General features: G+C 65.0%; 15 protein-coding genes. 2 read left to right on the top strand and 13 right to left on the bottom strand.

Annotated elements, in window-relative coordinates; translation table 11 throughout:
* Nucleotides 1-61 precede the first annotated feature (61 nt).
* From JQ621_RS01235 to JQ621_RS01215, 5 genes are read right to left on the bottom strand one after another with little or no spacing between them, the layout of a single operon-like run.
* Nucleotides 62-622, bottom strand: a complete 561-nt coding sequence (locus JQ621_RS01235) for a cytochrome b (RefSeq protein ID WP_212232608.1) — start codon at nucleotides 620-622, stop codon at nucleotides 62-64.
* The gene (locus JQ621_RS01230) at nucleotides 622-1458 is read right to left on the bottom strand and encodes a fumarylacetoacetate hydrolase family protein (RefSeq protein ID WP_212232607.1); all 837 of its coding nucleotides are present in this window, start codon (nucleotides 1456-1458) and stop codon (nucleotides 622-624) included. The genes JQ621_RS01235 and JQ621_RS01230 overlap by 1 nt, the downstream gene beginning before the upstream one ends.
* A gap of 28 nt (nucleotides 1459-1486) precedes the next feature.
* Nucleotides 1487-2815 carry an MFS transporter gene (locus tag JQ621_RS01225; protein ID WP_212232606.1) on the bottom strand — a complete coding sequence of 443 codons (1329 nt, stop codon included), beginning with the start codon at nucleotides 2813-2815 and terminating at the stop codon, nucleotides 1487-1489.
* 31 nt (nucleotides 2816-2846) lie between these two features.
* On the bottom strand, nucleotides 2847-4421 hold the full coding sequence (mhpA, locus tag JQ621_RS01220; RefSeq protein ID WP_249124580.1) for a bifunctional 3-(3-hydroxy-phenyl)propionate/3-hydroxycinnamic acid hydroxylase MhpA: 1575 nt from the start codon (nucleotides 4419-4421) through the stop codon (nucleotides 2847-2849).
* A gap of 38 nt (nucleotides 4422-4459) precedes the next feature.
* Entirely contained in the window at nucleotides 4460-5356 is an 897-nt protein-coding gene (locus tag JQ621_RS01215; protein ID WP_212232604.1) for a VOC family protein, read from the bottom strand.
* Nucleotides 5357-5554: 198 nt separating this feature from the next.
* On the opposite strand from JQ621_RS01215, the gene JQ621_RS01210 reads away from it, so the two are divergent.
* Nucleotides 5555-6274, top strand: coding sequence for a GntR family transcriptional regulator (locus JQ621_RS01210; RefSeq protein WP_312015382.1), 720 nt, complete (start codon nucleotides 5555-5557; stop codon nucleotides 6272-6274).
* A gap of 24 nt (nucleotides 6275-6298) precedes the next feature.
* On the opposite strand, the gene JQ621_RS01205 is transcribed toward JQ621_RS01210, so the two are convergent.
* From JQ621_RS01205 to JQ621_RS01195, 3 genes are all read right to left on the bottom strand, one after another.
* Nucleotides 6299-6511, bottom strand: a complete 213-nt coding sequence (locus tag JQ621_RS01205; protein WP_212232602.1) for a hypothetical protein — start codon at nucleotides 6509-6511, stop codon at nucleotides 6299-6301.
* 218 nt (nucleotides 6512-6729) lie between these two features.
* On the bottom strand, nucleotides 6730-6906 hold the full coding sequence (locus JQ621_RS01200) for a hypothetical protein (RefSeq protein WP_212232601.1): 177 nt from the start codon (nucleotides 6904-6906) through the stop codon (nucleotides 6730-6732).
* Nucleotides 6907-7012: 106 nt separating this feature from the next.
* On the bottom strand, nucleotides 7013-8749 hold the full coding sequence (locus JQ621_RS01195; protein WP_212232600.1) for an adenylate/guanylate cyclase domain-containing protein: 1737 nt from the start codon (nucleotides 8747-8749) through the stop codon (nucleotides 7013-7015).
* Between the two features lie 331 nt (nucleotides 8750-9080).
* On the opposite strand from JQ621_RS01195, the gene JQ621_RS01190 reads away from it, so the two are divergent.
* Complete coding sequence (locus tag JQ621_RS01190) at nucleotides 9081-11285, top strand: lytic transglycosylase domain-containing protein (RefSeq protein ID WP_212232599.1); 2205 nt, start codon at nucleotides 9081-9083, stop codon at nucleotides 11283-11285.
* Between the two features lie 13 nt (nucleotides 11286-11298).
* Here JQ621_RS01190 and JQ621_RS01185 read toward each other — a convergent pair whose 3' ends face one another.
* The 5 genes from JQ621_RS01185 to JQ621_RS01165 all read right to left on the bottom strand — a co-directional run bounded on the left by JQ621_RS01185 (nucleotide 11299) and on the right by JQ621_RS01165 (nucleotide 17349).
* Entirely contained in the window at nucleotides 11299-12270 is a 972-nt protein-coding gene (locus tag JQ621_RS01185) for a tripartite tricarboxylate transporter substrate binding protein BugD (protein ID WP_212232598.1), read from the bottom strand.
* An 87-nt stretch (nucleotides 12271-12357) separates the two neighbouring features.
* A complete protein-coding gene (locus JQ621_RS01180; RefSeq protein ID WP_212232597.1) occupies nucleotides 12358-13599 on the bottom strand; it encodes a threonine synthase in 1242 nt (413 codons plus the stop codon).
* A gap of 335 nt (nucleotides 13600-13934) precedes the next feature.
* Complete coding sequence (gene lpdA / locus JQ621_RS01175) at nucleotides 13935-15356, bottom strand: dihydrolipoyl dehydrogenase (protein WP_212232596.1); 1422 nt, start codon at nucleotides 15354-15356, stop codon at nucleotides 13935-13937.
* A gap of 128 nt (nucleotides 15357-15484) precedes the next feature.
* Nucleotides 15485-16834 (bottom strand): pyruvate dehydrogenase complex dihydrolipoamide acetyltransferase, encoded by a 1350-nt coding sequence (locus JQ621_RS01170; protein ID WP_212232595.1) that lies wholly within the window; start codon nucleotides 16832-16834, stop codon nucleotides 15485-15487.
* A gap of 62 nt (nucleotides 16835-16896) precedes the next feature.
* Nucleotides 16897-17349, bottom strand: a complete 453-nt coding sequence (locus JQ621_RS01165; protein ID WP_212232594.1) for a nucleoside deaminase — start codon at nucleotides 17347-17349, stop codon at nucleotides 16897-16899.

Below are 17349 nucleotides of genomic sequence, written 5' to 3'. Positions count from 1 at the left end.
GGACTCCGCCTCGTCCTTTCCATGATCATGGCACGGAATTCGTTCCAGTGCGCCGGCACCGTCAGTCCGCCTCGTTCCCCGATCGCGGCCACATCCGCGCCAGCGTTCCGTCGCGCATCACCATGGCGTGCCAGAGCGTCGCCGCGACGTGGAGCGCCACGGCGGCATAGACGACATAGGCCAGCGTGTCATGCGCGACCTCGCCGGCACGGGCGATCTGCGGACTGTCGGTCACGAGGCGCGGCCAGCTGAACGTCCAGAAGTACTTGAGCGAATAGCCGCCGGCGGCCGAGAACGCGTAGCCGGTGAGCGGCATCGCGAACAGGATGAGATAGAGCGCGACATGATTGATGCCCGCAGCGAACCGCACCAGCGCGCCGAACGACGATGGCTCCGGCGGCGCCTTCGTCGCCGCGCGCACCATCAGCCGCAGCACCGACAGAAACAGCAGCGTCATGCCGAGCGATTTGTGCACCTCCAGCAGCTCGCGGCGCGGCGAGGTGCCCGGCGGCTGAAGCCCGCAATAAAATCCGATCAGCATCGCGATGATGAAGAGCGCCGCTGTTGCCCAGTGAATCCTGCGCAGCAGCGGCGCGTAGGCCGTCGTCGCGTCCCAGGACATCAGGCTTCGTCGGCAATCCCGTTGCGCAGGAGACCGATCTTGTCGATCTCGACCTCAACGACATCGCCGGCCTTCATCCAGAGCGGCGGGGTGCGCCGCGAGCCGACGCCGCCCGGCGTCCCCGTTGCGATGACGTCGCCGGGCTCCAGCCGGGTGAACTGCGAGCAATATTCGATCTGACGCGGGATGTCGAAGATCATCTGGTCGATCGTGGTGTCCTGCACCACCTCGCCGTTGAGCCGGGTCTGCAGCCGCAGCGGGCCGACATCGCCGACCTCGTCCGGCGTCACCAGATACGGACCGAAGCCGCCAGTCGCCGGAAAATTCTTGCCAGGCGTGAACTGGTGGGTGTGGCGCTGATAGTCCCGCACGCTGCCCTCGTTGTAGCAGGCATAGCCAGCGATATGGCCCCAGGCTTCGCTGCGCGCAATGTATCGGCCGGGCTTGCCGATGATGACAGCGAGCTCGCCCTCGAAGTCGAGCTGGGTCGAGACCTTCGGACGGATGATATCGGTGAGATGGCCGGTCTGGCTGTTGGCGAAGCGGCCGAACACGGTGGGATTCTCGACCTCGGTGCGGCCGGTCTCCTTGCGATGGTTCTCGTAGTTTAACCCGATGCAGAGGATCTTGTCCGGGTTCGGAATGACCGGCAGGAACTTGATCTTCGCCAGCGGATGGCGCTTGGCGCCGGCGGCGGACTTGGCGAGTTCAGCCAGCGCGCCGGCGGCGATCGCCGATTTCAGATCGGGGTAGCGGCTCCCGAGATCGGCCACGCTGTCGCCCTCGACCAGGCCCCAGGAGGCGGCGTTGTCGATTTCAAAGCTAACGAATTTCATGCGGTGTCCTTGACGTTGAGATGGCCGATCAGGCCGACGTGGCGGGGAGAATGGTAGCTGAAGATGACCGCGAGGAGGTCTTCGCAAAACGCGCGATGGTCCTCTCCGGGAAGATGAGTGCGAATGCGGCAACCGCGCCGACAATGAGAATGCCGGCGGTGAAAGTCATGGCGTGGGCGTAGCCGAGCGCGGTGTCGCTGCCCGCCTCGCCGACGATCCAGCCGGTCAGCGCGTTCGAAAACAGCGCGGAGGCTGCATTGCCGGAATAGATCACGACGATCAGCCGGCCGCGCTGGGCCGCCGGCGCCACGGCGCCAAGCGCCACCGGGCCGAAGATCGTGGTCAGGCTCGGCGCCGCAAAGGCGATCGCCACGCAGACGAGCTGGAGTGCGCCCGAGGTCACGATGCTGAGCAGCAGCGCGCAGCCCGCGATCAGCAACGCAAAACCCGAGGCGTTGCCAAGGCACGCACGCAGGCTCCAGCCCCGCCGCTGCAGGAGCTGCGTGATCCAGGAGCCGCTGAGCAACAGCGGCGACTGGAACATGTAGATGGCCGAAATGATCCAGCCGACATCGGTTGGCTTGTAGCCGAGCCCGAGCTGCAGGAACGGCGGCAACCACGTCGCGGAGATGCCGACGATCCAGTACGACATGGTCGACATGATGATGACGCCGATCACCGTCGGATCCAACCATAACAGCCGCGCCGGCACGTTCGGGGAAGCGGCGGGCGCATCGGCGACGGTATTCGCTGCTGCGTAAGGTCCCTCCCCGCCGATCAGGCTCCACGCCATCATCCAGGCGATGCCGAGCAGGCCACAGACCAGAAAGCCCGTGCGCCAGCCGTGATTGATGATCACATAGGTCAGCAGCGGCCCGCCGGCCAAAAGTCCGACGCTGATGCCCTGCAGAACCACCGCGCTCGGGACGCTGCGCTTGTCGGCGGGAAACCAGTTGTAGCAGGCATGCAGCGCCGTCGGCAGGCCCGGCCCCTCACCCGCGCCGAGCAGGATGCGGCACACGACCAGCACCATGACGGAGCTCGAGAAGAACACCGGCAGCTGCGTCGCCGACCAGATGGCCGCAAGCAGCATCAGGATCCACTTCACGGGAAAGCGGCCGACGACGAACAGCCCGACGGCCATGCCCGAAAGCGAGAACAGCAGGAAGAAGCTGCTGCCGATCAGGCCGAATTCCTTCGGGCTGAGCGACAGCTCCTTCATCATCGGCACCGCGGACAAGCCGAAGACCAGCTTGTCGAAGAAATTGATGGTCTGAAACAGAAACAGCATGATGAGAACCGCGTAGGCGCGCGCAGGTGTCGCAGGTCCACTCGTCAAGCTCTCCGATGATGGCATCTTTTCCCCCTGTTGGATTTTGTCGTTGTTCTCATTGAAGCCTTGCCGCAAGGCCGGACAGCATCGCCGCGAGGCCGGCCTCGTCTGCGGCCACGCCGTAGACGTAATGATCGGGGCGCACGATCGCGGCCGCGCAGGCGTGCCGTGCGAACCAATCCGTGACCACGCCGCTCTCTTCCCGCAGGACGTCCGGCCCCCGATCGTGATCCGCCTTCGCGATGGCGATCAGGCGCAAGCCCATCTCCGCCGCGCGTGCCGCGATTGCGCGCGAGCGAGCCAGGCCGCTATCGCCCTTCAGCACGAGCCGCCACCCACCGCCGCACATCGTGTCGAGCAATTGCCAGCCGCCCGCCGTGACGATCCACGGTTGGGGAAACAGCGTGCCGTTGGCGGCATGCGGCACCTCGGCGCGCAGGCCGCAGCTGAGCGGCGGCACGATCTCCTGGCGGGTGATGGTGCGCGGCACGCCGCCGCCCTCTGCAAGAATACGAGCATCGCGGGCGGCAGCGGCTTGCGGATCGCGCTCGCAGATGACGTGACCGATCGCCTTGATGCGCGTCGTCAGTTCACGAACATGAGCACTGCGCTCATCCTGGTAGGTGTCGAGCAATGCTTGGCCGGAGTCTCCGCGCAAGACGCGCGCAAGCTTCCAGACCAGGTTTGCGACATCGCGGACGCCCTGGCACATGCCCTGACCGATGAACGGCGGCTGCTGGTGGGCGGCATCTCCGGCGAGGAACACGCGCCCTTCGCGCCATTTATCGGCGACGAGGGCATGAAAGCGATAGCTCGCCGCCCGCCACAGCGTGGCATCCTCCGGCGTGAGCCAGCGCGCCAGCAGCCGCCAGACCTGCTCGGGCTGTTCCATCGCGCGCGGATCTTCGCCCGGCAGCAGCATGATCTCGAAACGCCGGTGCGAGCCGGGCCCGACGATATAGGTGGTCGGCCGCGATGGATCGCAGAACTGCGCCGCCGTGCGTGGCAGCCTGGCAAGTCCCGATACGTTGACCCTGAGGTCCACCACCAGCCAGGGCTCGTCGAAGACCAGATCGTCAAAGCCGATCCCGAGCTGGCGGCGAACGGTGCTCGATGCGCCGTCGCAGGCGATGACATAGTCTGCCGTGACGCTCTTCGTGCCCTGATCGCCACAAAGCTCGAGCGTCACGCCGTTCGGCGCCTGACTGAGCTGGCGGAGTTCGGTGCCAAGCTCCACGTTCACCGACGGATAGGATCGCGCATGCGCGCGCAGGATGTCCTCGACCGGCGGTTGGGTGAACACCATGGTCGGCGTGTAGCCGAGCGGATAAGGCTCGCTCACCATGTCGATGCGGCGGATCAACTGGCCGCGCGCGCCGAAATGTTCCGATGCCGGAAACGGCGCAATATGCGGACGCAGCTGTTCGGCAACACCGAGATTATCAAACAGGCGCAGGATCTCGTGGTCGAGCGCGATCGCGCGCGGCTTGTCGTAGACGGCCCGATCGCGGTCGACAGCCAGCGTCCGGATCCCCTCCGCGCCTAGCAGGCTGGCTGCGACAGCGCCTGACGGACCGAAGCCGACAACAGCAACCTGGAATTCGTTCGTGCTGTTTGAACCGGACGCCAACTTTGACACCTCGTTTGCGGGTTGATGAACTGATGTGCTCACGGCGCGGCGTAGCGAACGGACAGTTGCGCGGCCTTGACGTGGTCGGCCTTGGGCGGCGCGATGCCCCATTGATCGGTGCGCCCCGGCGGCCAGACCCAATGATCCGGACCGCGCACGACGTAGCTGTCGTCGACCTGAAGCACCTCGGCGGTGTATTCGATCACCGTCCCCACGGGATCGATGAAGTAGGAGAACACGTTGTCACCGGGGCCGTGGCGGCCGACGCCCCAGGCGATCGGGAAGCCCGCATCGATCATGCGCCCGGAGCCGCGCATCACCGCCTCCAGGCTCGGCATCAGAAAGGCGACGTGATTGAGGCCGTTGACCCTGGCGTCGGCGATCACGACCGCATGGTGGTCGCTGTTGCAGCGAACGAACGCCATCGCCTTCGAACGGTCCGTCAGCCGAAAGCCGAGCGCCCGCTCGTAGAAGGCGGCGGAGCGATCGACATCCGTGCTGTTGAGGTTGACGTGAGCCAGCCGCTCGGGCCGATCGCCGCGCGATGGCTCCGGCGCGTGACTGATATCGCCGTGAACAAAGCGCAGGATGCCGCCTTCCGGCCCACGAACCGCCAACACCACACCGCCATCGGGCGCGTCATTGGGAGCCGGACCGTGGATCAGCTGCGCGCCTTCCGCAACCGCGCCGGCGGCAAGGGAGGCGAGATCGTCAGCACTTGCCACGCGAAACGTGACGGCGCCGAGCTCTGGCCGCTCACTCTCATAAAGCGCGACGACGTGATGGTCGCTGCCGGTCGCGCGCAGGTAGACGATCCCGGCCGCCCGCGTGACGAGCGTCAGGCCCCAGACGTCGCAATAGAACCTCACGGAGCCGTCGACGTCCGGCGTGCCGAGATCGACGCTACGCAGCGCTGTCACCGGAAACCGGGCCACGAACGCACTCCTCCGTCAGGCCACTGGCTGGGCAGACCAGACGTGGCTCTCTTGATAACGGCCGCAGCTTCACGGCCGACACCTCCTTTTATTACACAAAATCTATATAGCAACAAAAATTTATAGATTTTCTGGAATCATCATCGGATGTATATGATGGCGGGGATCCAAACTGACCGAACATTGGAGGCTCAAGCGGTGGAATTGACTGTGGCGCCCCCCTTGCCCGCGCCGTCGACGCAGGCGAGCCATGTCTATGACCGGCTGCGCGAGGATCTGTTGTCCGGACGCCTCGCCCCGTCGCGCAAGCTGCAGATGCGATTTCTCACGGAGACCTATCAAACGGGCCAAACGCCACTGCGCGAGGCGCTCAATCGCCTGACCGCTGACGGACTGGTCGAGGTCCGCGAGCAGCGCGGCTTCTACGTCAAGGATGTCAGCCGTGCGGAGCTTGCCGAGCTGACCAAGACCCGCTGCTGGGTCGAGGCGCTTGCGCTGCGCGAGTCCATGGCGGCGTCCACGCCGGCCTGGGAGGAGCAAGTCGTCCTGGCACAGCATCGCTTGAGCCGCGTGCCGCGGTCGCTGAGCGCCACCGCGTTCGAGGACAATCCGGAATGGGAGAAGCTGCACCGCATCTACCACCGTGCCCTGATCGGCCAGTGCGGCTCGCAATCCCTGATCGCCTTCTGCGGCCAGCTTGCCGATCAGCTCTACCGATACCGGCGGCTGTCGATCAGCAAGGCTTTCCCCTCGCGGCACGTCGGTGACGAGCATGCCGCAATCACGGAGGCGGTCCTGAGTGGCGATTCCGATCTGGCGGTGAAGCGGCTCACGGCGCATTATCAGCGAACGGCTGATGTCATCCTTCAGGATGAGACGATCTTCCCGGAATTGCGGCGCGAGCCTGCGCGCAGCTGATCGGGCGCGCTGTGCCCTTCGTCGTCAGTGCGCACCCCTGAGCGTGCAGGCGGTGGTGCAGGTAACGGTACTGCCGTGATCGCACGACTTGCAGGCGGCAACGCACTGGTTCATGTCGCGGGGATTGAAGGAGCTGTAGCTGCGCATCGGGCAGACCGGGGTCGAGCCCGTGACATCCTGCTCCTGGTTGCAGGCGGCCGTCAGAAGCGCAAACAAGATCACCGCAAACAGACGCATGGGATGACAATCATCGGACGAGTGGCGTTCGCGGGCAATGTTGCACAGCAACCTTGCCCCTGGCATTCCCATTGCCGCGAACCACAACACGCGATTCGCCAGCTCGCAGTCGATGATGCGTCTCAATTGTTAAGAACGGATTGCGGCCGCACGAGGCCTCTCAAAGACACCGATGCCGAACATCGTGCCTTGTCTTTATCCCCGCCTCCGGTCCGTCGTCAGGCAGCCGCCCTGGTCGCAATCGCCTGGCGCATGTCCACCGCGAGCTGGCGGTACTGCTCGCCGAGCTTCAGGTAGAATTCGCGCTTGGTGCTGTCGGTGGCGAGCTTGGCAATCAGTTCGCATTCGGCGGTGAGCGTCTCGAACCGTTCCAGCCTGTCCTCAAGTTCCGTCATCGGCGTGTCCCCATCAAACGCCTCAAGGACAACAAACCTAAGCCCGGAAAATAAGTCACGGCGAACATCGTTATGAACTAGAATCAATTATTCTCCGCGCCGGCAGCTATTTGCCGTCCAGCCGCCAGGCACCGTCCCAATCAGCCGCCGGCGGACTCGCCTCGAACTGCGCGACGCGGGCAAGCATCGCGCGCGAAGGACCGTCGCCGGGTAGGTTATCGAGCGCCGCGTTGAACGCGGCGCGTGCGTCACCGAAGCGGCACGCGCGATAGGCGGCGAGGCCTGCCGCATAGTGCGCACGCAGGCTCTCCTGCTGCGGGGCAAGCGCACCTGCCCGCCCCATCACCTCGAACACCGGCTGAGGCGTGCCCTGGCCGACGACCGCCACACGGTCGATCTCCCGCAGTTCGAGCCGCGATCCAATCGCCTCGGCGGTCGCCTGCGAAATCAGGATTCGGGTACCGTAGACCTTGTTCGCCGCCTCCAGGCGCGAGGCGAGATTCACGGCGTCGCCCATCACCGTAAAGCTCATCATCAGCTCGGAGCCGATGCTGCCGGTCAGCACCTCGCCGGTGGCAATGCCGATCCTGAGATCGCAGGGCACGGGCATGGCGCGGATACCGAGCAGATCAGGCAGTTGTTTCTGCAGCGCCGGCACCTGGTCGGCCATCTCGATGGCGGAGAGGCCGGCGAGCAGCGCCTGCTCGTCTTCCTCGATGAAGGGCGGTCCCCAATAGGACATGACGGCGTCGCCGATATATTTGTCGATGACGCCGCGGTTGTTGCGGATCGGGACGGACATCACCGTGAAATAGTGGTTCATCACCTTGACGAGGCCGCGCGGGGTCATGCCCTCGCTCATCGCCGTGAAGCCGCTCATGTCGCAGAACATGATGGTCATGACCCGCCGCTGGCCGTCCATGGCGACCTCGGGGCGGTCGATCAGGCCCTGAACGATCTTGGGATCGATGTAGCGGCCGAAGGTCTCGCGAATGCGCTCGTTGTGGCGCAGCTGCTCGACCATGCGGTTGAAGGCAGCGGCGAGCTCGCCGATCTCGTCCTGGGTGGAGACGGTGATGCTCTTGTCGAAACGCCCGGCCTCGACCTCGCGGGCACCGGCAAGCAGCAGCCGCACGGGCCGCGTGATGCCGCTCGAGACCAGCAGCGCAAAGGCAAATCCGACCACCGCGGCGAGCAGCGTCACGATGCCCGAGATGATGATCGCCTGCCGCTGGTGGCCGATCACGGTCGACGTGCTCGCGAACACCTGCTTGAGCATGTCGGCGCGGATCGCATCGATCCTGCGATTGAAAAGATCCCTGGTCGTGTCGATATGCTCCAGCGTCGCGCGCGCATCGGCCATCTGCTTCCCGTCGACCTGCTTGAGCAGCCTGGCGTGATCCTCGCTCATGTCGCGGCGCAGCTCGGTGACCGCGGTCTCGATGCGGGTGTCGATCCGGGCCAGCGTGGCGTTGTCCGAGGGCGTCCTGGGGTCCTCGATGATCGCGTTGATGAGCTTTTGCGCGCGCGACGTCTCTTCCTCGATCTTGCGGTCGGCCTCCTCGAACTCCTTCAGGCGCGCCGCATAGGCCTCCTCGTCCGAGGAGTCCTGCATCTTCATCATCACCATCCGCCGCAGCGCCACCGACCGCTCCAGCGAGCGGATGTTGGCCCGCGCCAGATCGCCATAGGCCGGGATGTAGCGGTTGGTCAGCTCGTCCAGGAGGACGCCGACCTGGCTCGACATCACCATCGACAGGATCGAGGTGATCAGCATCAGGACGATCAATCCGAGGGCGATGCCGACGATCTTGCGCCGGATCGACTGGTTGAAAAGCGGCATGCGGTGCGGGCAAAGGTGAAAGGGAGATCCGGGGAACCCAATATACCGGATTTCGGCCTGGGAACACGTGCAATCGGGCGTCCGCGACGCGGAGAGCTGGCCACATCCGTCGCGCAAGCCCCACTCGTTAACAAAGGTTAAAAACCCCGTACTATCCCTCGTTGAACAGGTTCCAACGCTCCATCCGTATTTTGCCGCATTGTTGCGACAGCGTGGCAAATGTGAGCAATGCCGTGCCATCATCTCTGGCATCGATTCTCGCATCGATTGAGACTGAAGCCGCTGAGATCGCGGACCTTGGTTTGTAGTGGTTTCGCAGGGGGACCATCGAATGAACCAGTGCCTACGCTCGCTCGCGTGTGTCGTTGCCATGGCCGCATTGGCGCTCCTTCCGACGGAGCTGGCAGCGAAGGGCAAGTCGTCAGCGCCCAAGAAGACGCATGAAGCCAAATCCGGCGGCAAGTCCGCTGACAAGTCCGCCGGCAAGCAGCGGCATGCCGCTGCCGGCAAGCACAGCAAACATGCCGAGGCCAAGCGCAAGTCGAAGAAGCAGGACGACGAGCCCGCGGACAAGCCCGCACCGCCACCACTGACCGGCGACCTCGCCGCGCTGAAGGACGCGATCGATCTCGCGCGCAAGGGCAAGACCGACGAGGCCACCGCGGCCCGCGACCGCATTGCCGATCCCGCCGGCCAGAAGCTCGCCGACTGGTTCCTGCTGCGCCATTCCGAGAGCACCGCACCCTTCAAGCGCTATGCCGCCTTCCTCGCCGCCAATCCGGACTGGCCGAGCGCCGCACTGCTGCGCAAGCGCGCCGAGGCGCGGCTCTGGCAGGAGAAGAGCGACGCGGCCACCGTGCACGCCTTCACGATGGATCGGCCGATCAGCGCCAAGGGCAGTTTCGCGCTCGCGCGCGTGCTGATCGCCGAGGGCGACGGCGACCGCGCCACGCGCCTCGTGCGGGAGGCCTGGCGCACGGACGAATTATCCGAGCGCAGCGAGGACGATTCATACGAAGCGTTCCGCGATCTCTTGACGGCCGACGATCATCGCGCCCGCATGGACAAGCGCCTGGGCGCCAAGGACTATGCCGGCGCAAGGCGCGCCGCCAAACGCCTCGGCGATGATGCGCTCGCGATCGTCAAGGCCTGCGCTGCGGTCAACGGCAAGGAGAACAAGGCCAAGGACTATCTCGACGACGTCTCTCAAGACGCGCGCCGCGACCTCGGCTATGTCCTCTGCCGCGCGCAATGGCACCTGCAGAAGGACCGCATCGACGACGCGGCCGAAGTCATCCTTGCTGCCGCGCCCGAGACCATGGGGGCGCAGGATACCGATGCCTGGTGGCGCGAGCGCCGCCTGCTGGCGCGCAAACTGCTCGACCAGGGCAAGTTCAAAACCGCCTACGACGTGGTGCGCGCGGCCGCGATCCCGGAGATGGAGGTCTACCGGGTCGACTACCATTTCATGTGCGGCTGGATTGCGCTGCGCTATCTCGACGATCCCAAGACCGCGTTGATGCACTTCGCGGCCATCGACGAAGGTTCGGCCAATCCGCTCGCGCTGTCGCGCGGGCATTACTGGCGCGGCCGCGCGGCCGAGGCCATGGGGGCAACCGCCGATGCGCAGCAGAGCTACAAGGCCGCCGCGCGCTATCCGACCGCATATTACGGCCAACTGGCCCGTGCACGGCTTGGCCTCGACGGCATCGAACTGCGCGCACCCTCGCCCGTGCCGGCCTCGATCGACACGCCTGCGGCGGATGAGCGTGTCCGCGCCGCCGACATGCTCTACGGCATCGGCGAGCGTGACACGGTCTACTCCTATGCCGAGGATTTCGCCAAGCAGAGCAACGACGTCGCGGCGCTCGCGGCGCTCGGCGAACTCGCCGGGCAGCGCAACGACGCGCGCGTCATGCTCGAGGTCGGCAAGTCGGCGCTGGCGCGCGGACTCGCGCTCGACCATTACGCCTTCCCGACCATCGGCATCCCCGAACACAAGCAGGTCGCGCCCGCGATCGAAACCAGCGTGATCTATTCGGTGGCGCGCACCGAGAGCTCGTTCAACCAGCGCGACAAATCGGCGGCCAACGCGGTCGGCCTGATGCAGGTGACGCCGGAAGCCGGCCGTGACACGGCCAAGCGCTTCGGCGTGACCTACGACTGGGACAGAATGGTCTCCGACCCCGTCTACAACACGCAGATGGGCGCGGCCGAACTCAGCGCGCTCTTGTCGGAATATCGCGGCAACCAGATCATGACCTTCGCCGGCTACAATGCCGGCCGCGGCCGCGTGCGCGAATGGGTGCAGGCCCACGGCGATCCCAGAGATGCCAAGGTCGACCCGGTCGACTGGGTCGAGCGCATCCCGCTGTCGGAGACGCGCAACTACGTCCAGCGCGTGATGGAGAACGTGCTGGTGTATCGCGCGCGGTTCGAGGGCAGCGGTGCGGTCGCCGGCAAGAGCGACCAGCGCGTGGTGACGCAGGATGCCAGCGCCAAGGCGACGCCGGTGGGGTTTGTGGGGCCGCAGTAGACGCGAGCCAACCTCACTCCACCGAAATGTTCGCCGCCTTGATGATCGGCCACCACTTCGCGATCTCGGCCTTCTGCCTGATGCCGAGCGCTTCCGGCGTGAGCTGGTCCTGCGGCGTCATTTCCAGGCCCTGGCTTTCGAGCTGCTTCCTCACGGCGGGATCGTTCAGCGCTTCCACCGCTGCGGCGTTCAGCCTGGTGACGATCTCCTTCGGCGTGCCCTTGGGCACCCACAGGCCCGACCACAGCGTCATGTTGAAGCCCTTCAGCCCCGCTTCATCCGCAGTCGGGACGTCAGGCGCCGAGGCGAGACGCTTGTCGTCGGTGATGGCGTAGGCGCGGATGGTGCCGGCACGGACCTGGTTGATGGAGTTGGAGGTCTGGTCAACGATGATGTCGATCTGGCCGGCGATGAGATCGTTGAGCGCGGGGGCGGTGCCGCGATACGGCACGTATTGCAGCTTGATGCCGGAGACGCTCTCGAGATAGACGCCGGCGATATGGCTGCCGGAGCCGGCACCGGCGGTGCCTGCGGTCGGCGGCGTCGGCCGCGATTTCAGCCAGTCCAGCAGCTCCTTCAGCGAGGTCGCGGGCACCGCGTTCTTGCTGACCACGATCATCGGGTTGCTCGGCAGCAGCACCACCGGCTCGAGGTCCGTGACGAGATCGTAATTGAGCTTGTAGACGGCGCCGTTGGCGACATGGGTGCCGAGATGGCCGAACGAGATGGTGTAGCCATCAGGCGGCGAGTGCACGGCGCGCCCCACCCCGATCGAGCCGCCGGCGCCGGTAACGTTCTCGATCACCAGGGCCTGGCCCAGCGACTGGCGCATGCGCTCGGCCAGCACGCGCGCCATCGCATCCGACGGGCCTCCGGCCGCGAAGGGAACGATGATGGTGATGGGATGCGACGGATAATCGCCAGCGCGCGCTGCGCTCGCGAGCGCGAGAAGTCCGATCAGCCCGGCCCAGGCGGCCTTCTTCATTTTACTCCCTCCAACGATGTCTTTTTTGTTTTTCTCTCCTCCCGCGTACGGGAAGAGAGTCCGTTCGTGAAGAGACGAAATGACGCGCTAGAACTGCGTGTAGTCGATCGGCTTGTGACGATCGAGCGCGCGGGTGACCGGCGGCAGCGGGTATTTCAGGCCGGTGGCGCAGTTGAACAGCATCACGCGGTCAGTCTTGGAGACGCGGCCGTCGGCGAGGCTGTCCTTGTAGGCGGCGTAGGTCGCGGCGCCCTCGGGGCACAGCAGCAGCCCCTCCTCGCGCGCCACTTCATTGAGCGCCGCCGAAATCTTGTCGTCGTCCACCGCAATGGCAAATCCCTTGCTCTGCCGCACCGCGCGCAAAATCAGGAAGTCGCCGATCGCCTGCGGCACGCGGATTCCTGACGCAATGGTGTGGGCATCCTCCCAGCGCGCGGCGTGCTCCGTGCCGGCGTCATAGGCCCGCACCATCGGCGCGCAGCCGGAGGCCTGCACCGCGACCATGCGCGGACGCTTCGAGCCGATGAAGCCGATCTTCTCCAGCTCGTCGAACGCCTTCCACATGCCGATCAGGCCGGTGCCACCGCCGGTCGGGTAAAAGATCACGTCGGGCACGTCCCAGCCGAGCTGCTCGGCGAGCTCCAGGCCCATCGTCTTCTTGCCTTCGATGCGGTACGGCTCCTTCAAGGTCGAGGTGTCGAACCAGCCGACCTTGGCCTTGCCCTCGCCGACGATCTTGCCGCAATCGTCGATATAGCCGTTGACGCGGTAGACGGTCGCGCCCTGAATCTCGATCTCGCTGACGTTCACCTCCGGCGTGTCGGCCGGGCAGAAGATCGTGGTCTTGATGCCGCACGACGTCGCATAGGCCGCGAGCGCCGCGCCGGCATTGCCGTTGGTCGGCATCGCCATGTGCTTGATGCCGAGCGCCTTGCCCATCGACACCGCCATCACGAGGCCGCGCGCCTTGAACGAGCCGGTCGGCAGCCGCCCTTCGTCCTTGACGATGATTTCGCCGCCGCCGAGTTTCTTGCCGAGCTTGGGCAGCCGGATCAGCGGTGTCGTGACCTCGCCGAGCGAGACGATATCCCGGCATTTGCGCACCGGCAGCAGCTCGCGGTAGCGCCACATGTCGGCGGGGCGCTGTGCCAGCGCATCCTTGGTCAGCGCCTTCTTCACGCCCGAGAGGTCGTAGCGCACCAGCAGCGGCTTGCCAGCCTTGGAGAGGTTGTGGACCTGGTCGGCGGCGTAATGATCGCCCTCCATCGCGCATTCCAGATGGGTGACGAAGGTCGGGCGTTCGATGGTGAGGTTGTCGTTGTCTTTCACGGATTGATCTCTCTCGTTTATGCAGAACTCTGCCCATGCTTCAGTGAAATTGGCGCTTGAGCCACGGGACGCGTTGTCTGGCCTCGGTTTCCGCTGTATCTGCGGAATCGTAGATTCCGCAATCGGGACCCGGTGGCCCCCATCCGTCCTCGGTACCTCCTGCCAAATCGGGCATCGGACTGTCTGGGTCCGGCAGCGCCGATCCTTCCCTCACAACTTGCAAGGCAGCGGAACGCCATTGCCTTCGGTAGGTATACAAGCGTCCGATCGCTGCGAAATCAGCACCCGCTCGTCACCATCAGGGCTTTCGAGAGTTTTTGTGTGCACGGCTCGTTCTAAATGTTCAACACCCGTCCATACGCATCCAGCACGGCTTCCTTCATCATCTCCGACAAGGTCGGATGCGGGAACACCGTATGCATCAGCTCTTCCTCCGTCGTCTCGAGATTCATCGCGACGACGTAGCCCTGGATCAGCTCGGTCACTTCGGCGCCAACCATGTGGGCGCCGAGCAGCTGGCCGGTCTTCTTGTCGAAGATCACCTTGACGAGGCCCTGGTCCTCGCCGAGCGCGATCGCCTTGCCGTTGCCGACGAAGGGGAAGCGGCCGACTCGGATCTCGCGGCCGTTCTCCTTGGCCTTCGCCTCGGTGAGGCCCACCGAGGCGACCTGCGGATTGCAATAGGTGCAGCCCGGAATCAGCAGCTTGTCCATGGGGTGCGGATGCAGCCCCTTGATCGCCTCGATGCAGACCACGCCCTCATGCTCGGCCTTGTGCGCGAGCATCGGGGGCCCGGCGACGTCGCCGATGGCGTAGATGCCGGGAATGTTGGTCTTGCCGTAGCCGTCGATCACGATGCAGCCGCGATCGGTCTTGACGCCGAGCTTTTTGAGCCCGAGATTCTCGATGTTGCCGACGACGCCGACGGCCGAGATCACGCGCTCGAACTCCGATGTGACGGGCTTGCCCTTGCCGTCATCGATGGTGGCAACAACGCTGTCGGCCTTCTTCTCCAGCTTGGTCACCTTGGTCGAGGACATGATCTTGATGCCCTGCTTCTCCAGCCGCTTGCGGGCAAGGCCAGCGATCTCGGCGTCCTCGACGGGCAGGATCTGCGGCAGCACCTCGACCACGGTGACGTCGGAGCCCATGGTGCGGAAGAACGAGGCGAACTCGATGCCGATCGCGCCGGAGCCGACCACCAGCAGCGACTTCGGCATCCGTTCCGGCACCATCGCTTCAAAGTAGGTCCAGATCAGCTTCTTGTCGGGCTCGAGTCCCGGCAGCACGCGCGGCCGCGCGCCGGTGGCGACGATGATGTGCTTGGCCTGATAAGCCCCCTCGCCCAGCGAGCCCTTGGGTCCCTCGACGTCGGACTTCTTCACGGTGACCTTGCCGGGCGCATCGATCGAGGCGGCGCCCCAGATCACGCTGACCTTGTTCTTCTTCATCAGGAAGCCGACGCCGTCGTTCAGCCGCTTGGAAACGCCGCGCGAGCGCTGCACCACGGCCTTCGGATCGAACGAGACTTTCTCCGCCGACAGGCCGTAATCCCCGGCGTGCTGCATGTAGTGGTAGATCTCGGCGGAGCGCAGCAGTGCCTTGGTCGGGATGCAGCCCCAGTTCAGGCAGATGCCGCCGAGATAGGATTTCTCGACGATCGCGGTCTTGAAGCCGAGCTGGGCGGCGCGGATCGCGGTGACGTAGCCGCCGGGGCCGGAGCCGATGATGATGACGTCGAAGGATGTGTCGGCCATTGCGGCTCCCATTCAACTGGACTTCGTAGGGTGGGCAAAGCGAAGCGTGCCCACGGCCTTCCAACGCTATGAAAGGTGGGCACGGCGCGTTGCGCCTTTGCCCACCCTACGTATTCACCGGTCGCGGCTCACACCATCATCATGACGGGGTTTTCGATCAGCTGCTTGAAGGCGCCGATCAGCTCGGCGCCAAGCGCGCCGTCGATGGCGCGGTGATCGCAGGACAGGGTCACGCTCATCATGTGGGCGATCTCGATCTTGCCGCCGCGCACGACGGGGCGCTCCTCGCTGGTGCCGACCGCGAGGATGGTCGCATGCGGCGGGTTGATCACCGCGGTGAAGTGGCTGATGCCGTACATGCCGAGGTTGGAGACGGCGGTGGTGCCGCCTTGGTATTCCTCCGGCTTCAGTTTGCGCGAACGCGCGCGCGCGGCAAAGTCCTTCATCTCGTTCGAGATGGTCGAGAGCGTCTTGGTCTCCGCCTTGCGGATGATCGGCGTAATCAGGCCGCCCGGCATCGCCACGGCGACGCCGACGTCGGAATGGTGGTGCTTGACCATGCCGCTTTCGGTCCAGCTGACGTTGCAGTTCGGGATCTTCTGCAGCGCCACCGCCATTGCCTTGATGACGAAGTCGTTGACCGAGATCTTGTAGAGCGGCTTCTTCTCCTTGTCCTTGGGAGCAGCCGCATTGATCTCCTCGCGCGAAGCGAGCAGCTTGCCGATGTCGCAGTCGATGGTGAGATAAAAGTGCGGGACGTTCTGGATGGATGCGGTCAAACGTTGGGCAATCGTGCGGCGCATGCCGTCATGCGGGACGATGTCGTAGGTACCAGGCTCGAACAGCGACAGGATCTGCTTGTCCGACATGGTCGGCGCGATCGAGGGTGCGCCGGCGGACGGCGTGGCGGCAGGCGCCTTGAGGCCCTTGCCCGACTTGGCCTGCTCGACGTCGCGGGCAACCACGCGACCGTGCGGGCCGGTGCCTGTCACCATCGAGACATCGATGCCGGCTTCCTTGGCAAGACGCCGCGCCAGCGGCGACGAGAACACGCGGCCGGCATGACCGTTGCTCTGCGCGGCCGGAGCGGCGGCCTGCGGCGCAGGTGCGGCAGCGGGTGCCGGTGCAGCCTTGGGTGCGGCGGGAGCCGGTGCGGGAGCAGCGGCAGCCTCAGCGGCCTTGGGCGGCGCGGCCGAAGCGCTGGGTTTGGCCGCACCCGCGGCCTTCACGTCCTCACCCTCGCCGGCGAGCACCGCGATCACGTCGTTGACGGGCACGTCCTGCGTGCCCTCGGGCACCAGGATCTTGGCGATCGTGCCCTCGTCGATGGCCTCGACCTCCATGGTGGCCTTGTCGGTCTCGATCTCGGCGATAACATCGCCTGACTTGACCTTGTCGCCTTCCTTCTTCAGCCACTTGGCGAGGTTGCCCTTCTCCATCGTCGGCGAAAGAGCAGGCATCAGGATGTTGATGGGCATGCTGACCTCACGAAGAATTTCTCAAAACGCCGCCTTCGAAAGTGAAGACGAACAGACCAGGTTTAGTTGCCGATATCGCCTTGCCACAGGCGTTCATTGGCAGGGACGGAACGCCAATTCTTCATCATGGTGATGGAGCGGTCGTCGGCAAGATCGATCCAGGGAATCCCGAACTTGTCGAGGATGTCCTTGGAGCCCTCGAAGGTGACGGATTCTCCGATCACCACGAGCTTGACCTTGAACAAAGCGAGCGCGCCGGCACACATCGAGCATGGCGACAGCGTGGTGTACATCACCGTGTCGTGGAACGAGATCGCGCCGGCCGCGCGCAGACAGCTCATCTCGCCGTGCAGGATCACGTTGTTCTCCTGGACGCGGTTGTTGTGGCCGCGGGCAATGATCTTGTTGTCGCGCGTCAGTACGGCGCCGATCGGCAGGCCGCCTTGCGCGATCGAGTCCTGCGCCTCGCGGATCGCTTCCAGCATGAAGTCGAAATGGTAGGCTTCGATGGCCAT

Source organism: Bradyrhizobium manausense, assembly GCF_018129685.1.
Taxonomy (GTDB): Bacteria; Pseudomonadota; Alphaproteobacteria; order Rhizobiales; family Xanthobacteraceae; genus Bradyrhizobium; species Bradyrhizobium manausense_D.
The sequence above is the reverse complement of the archived record's forward strand: the minus strand, read 5'-3'. Positions and strand labels throughout refer to the sequence as shown.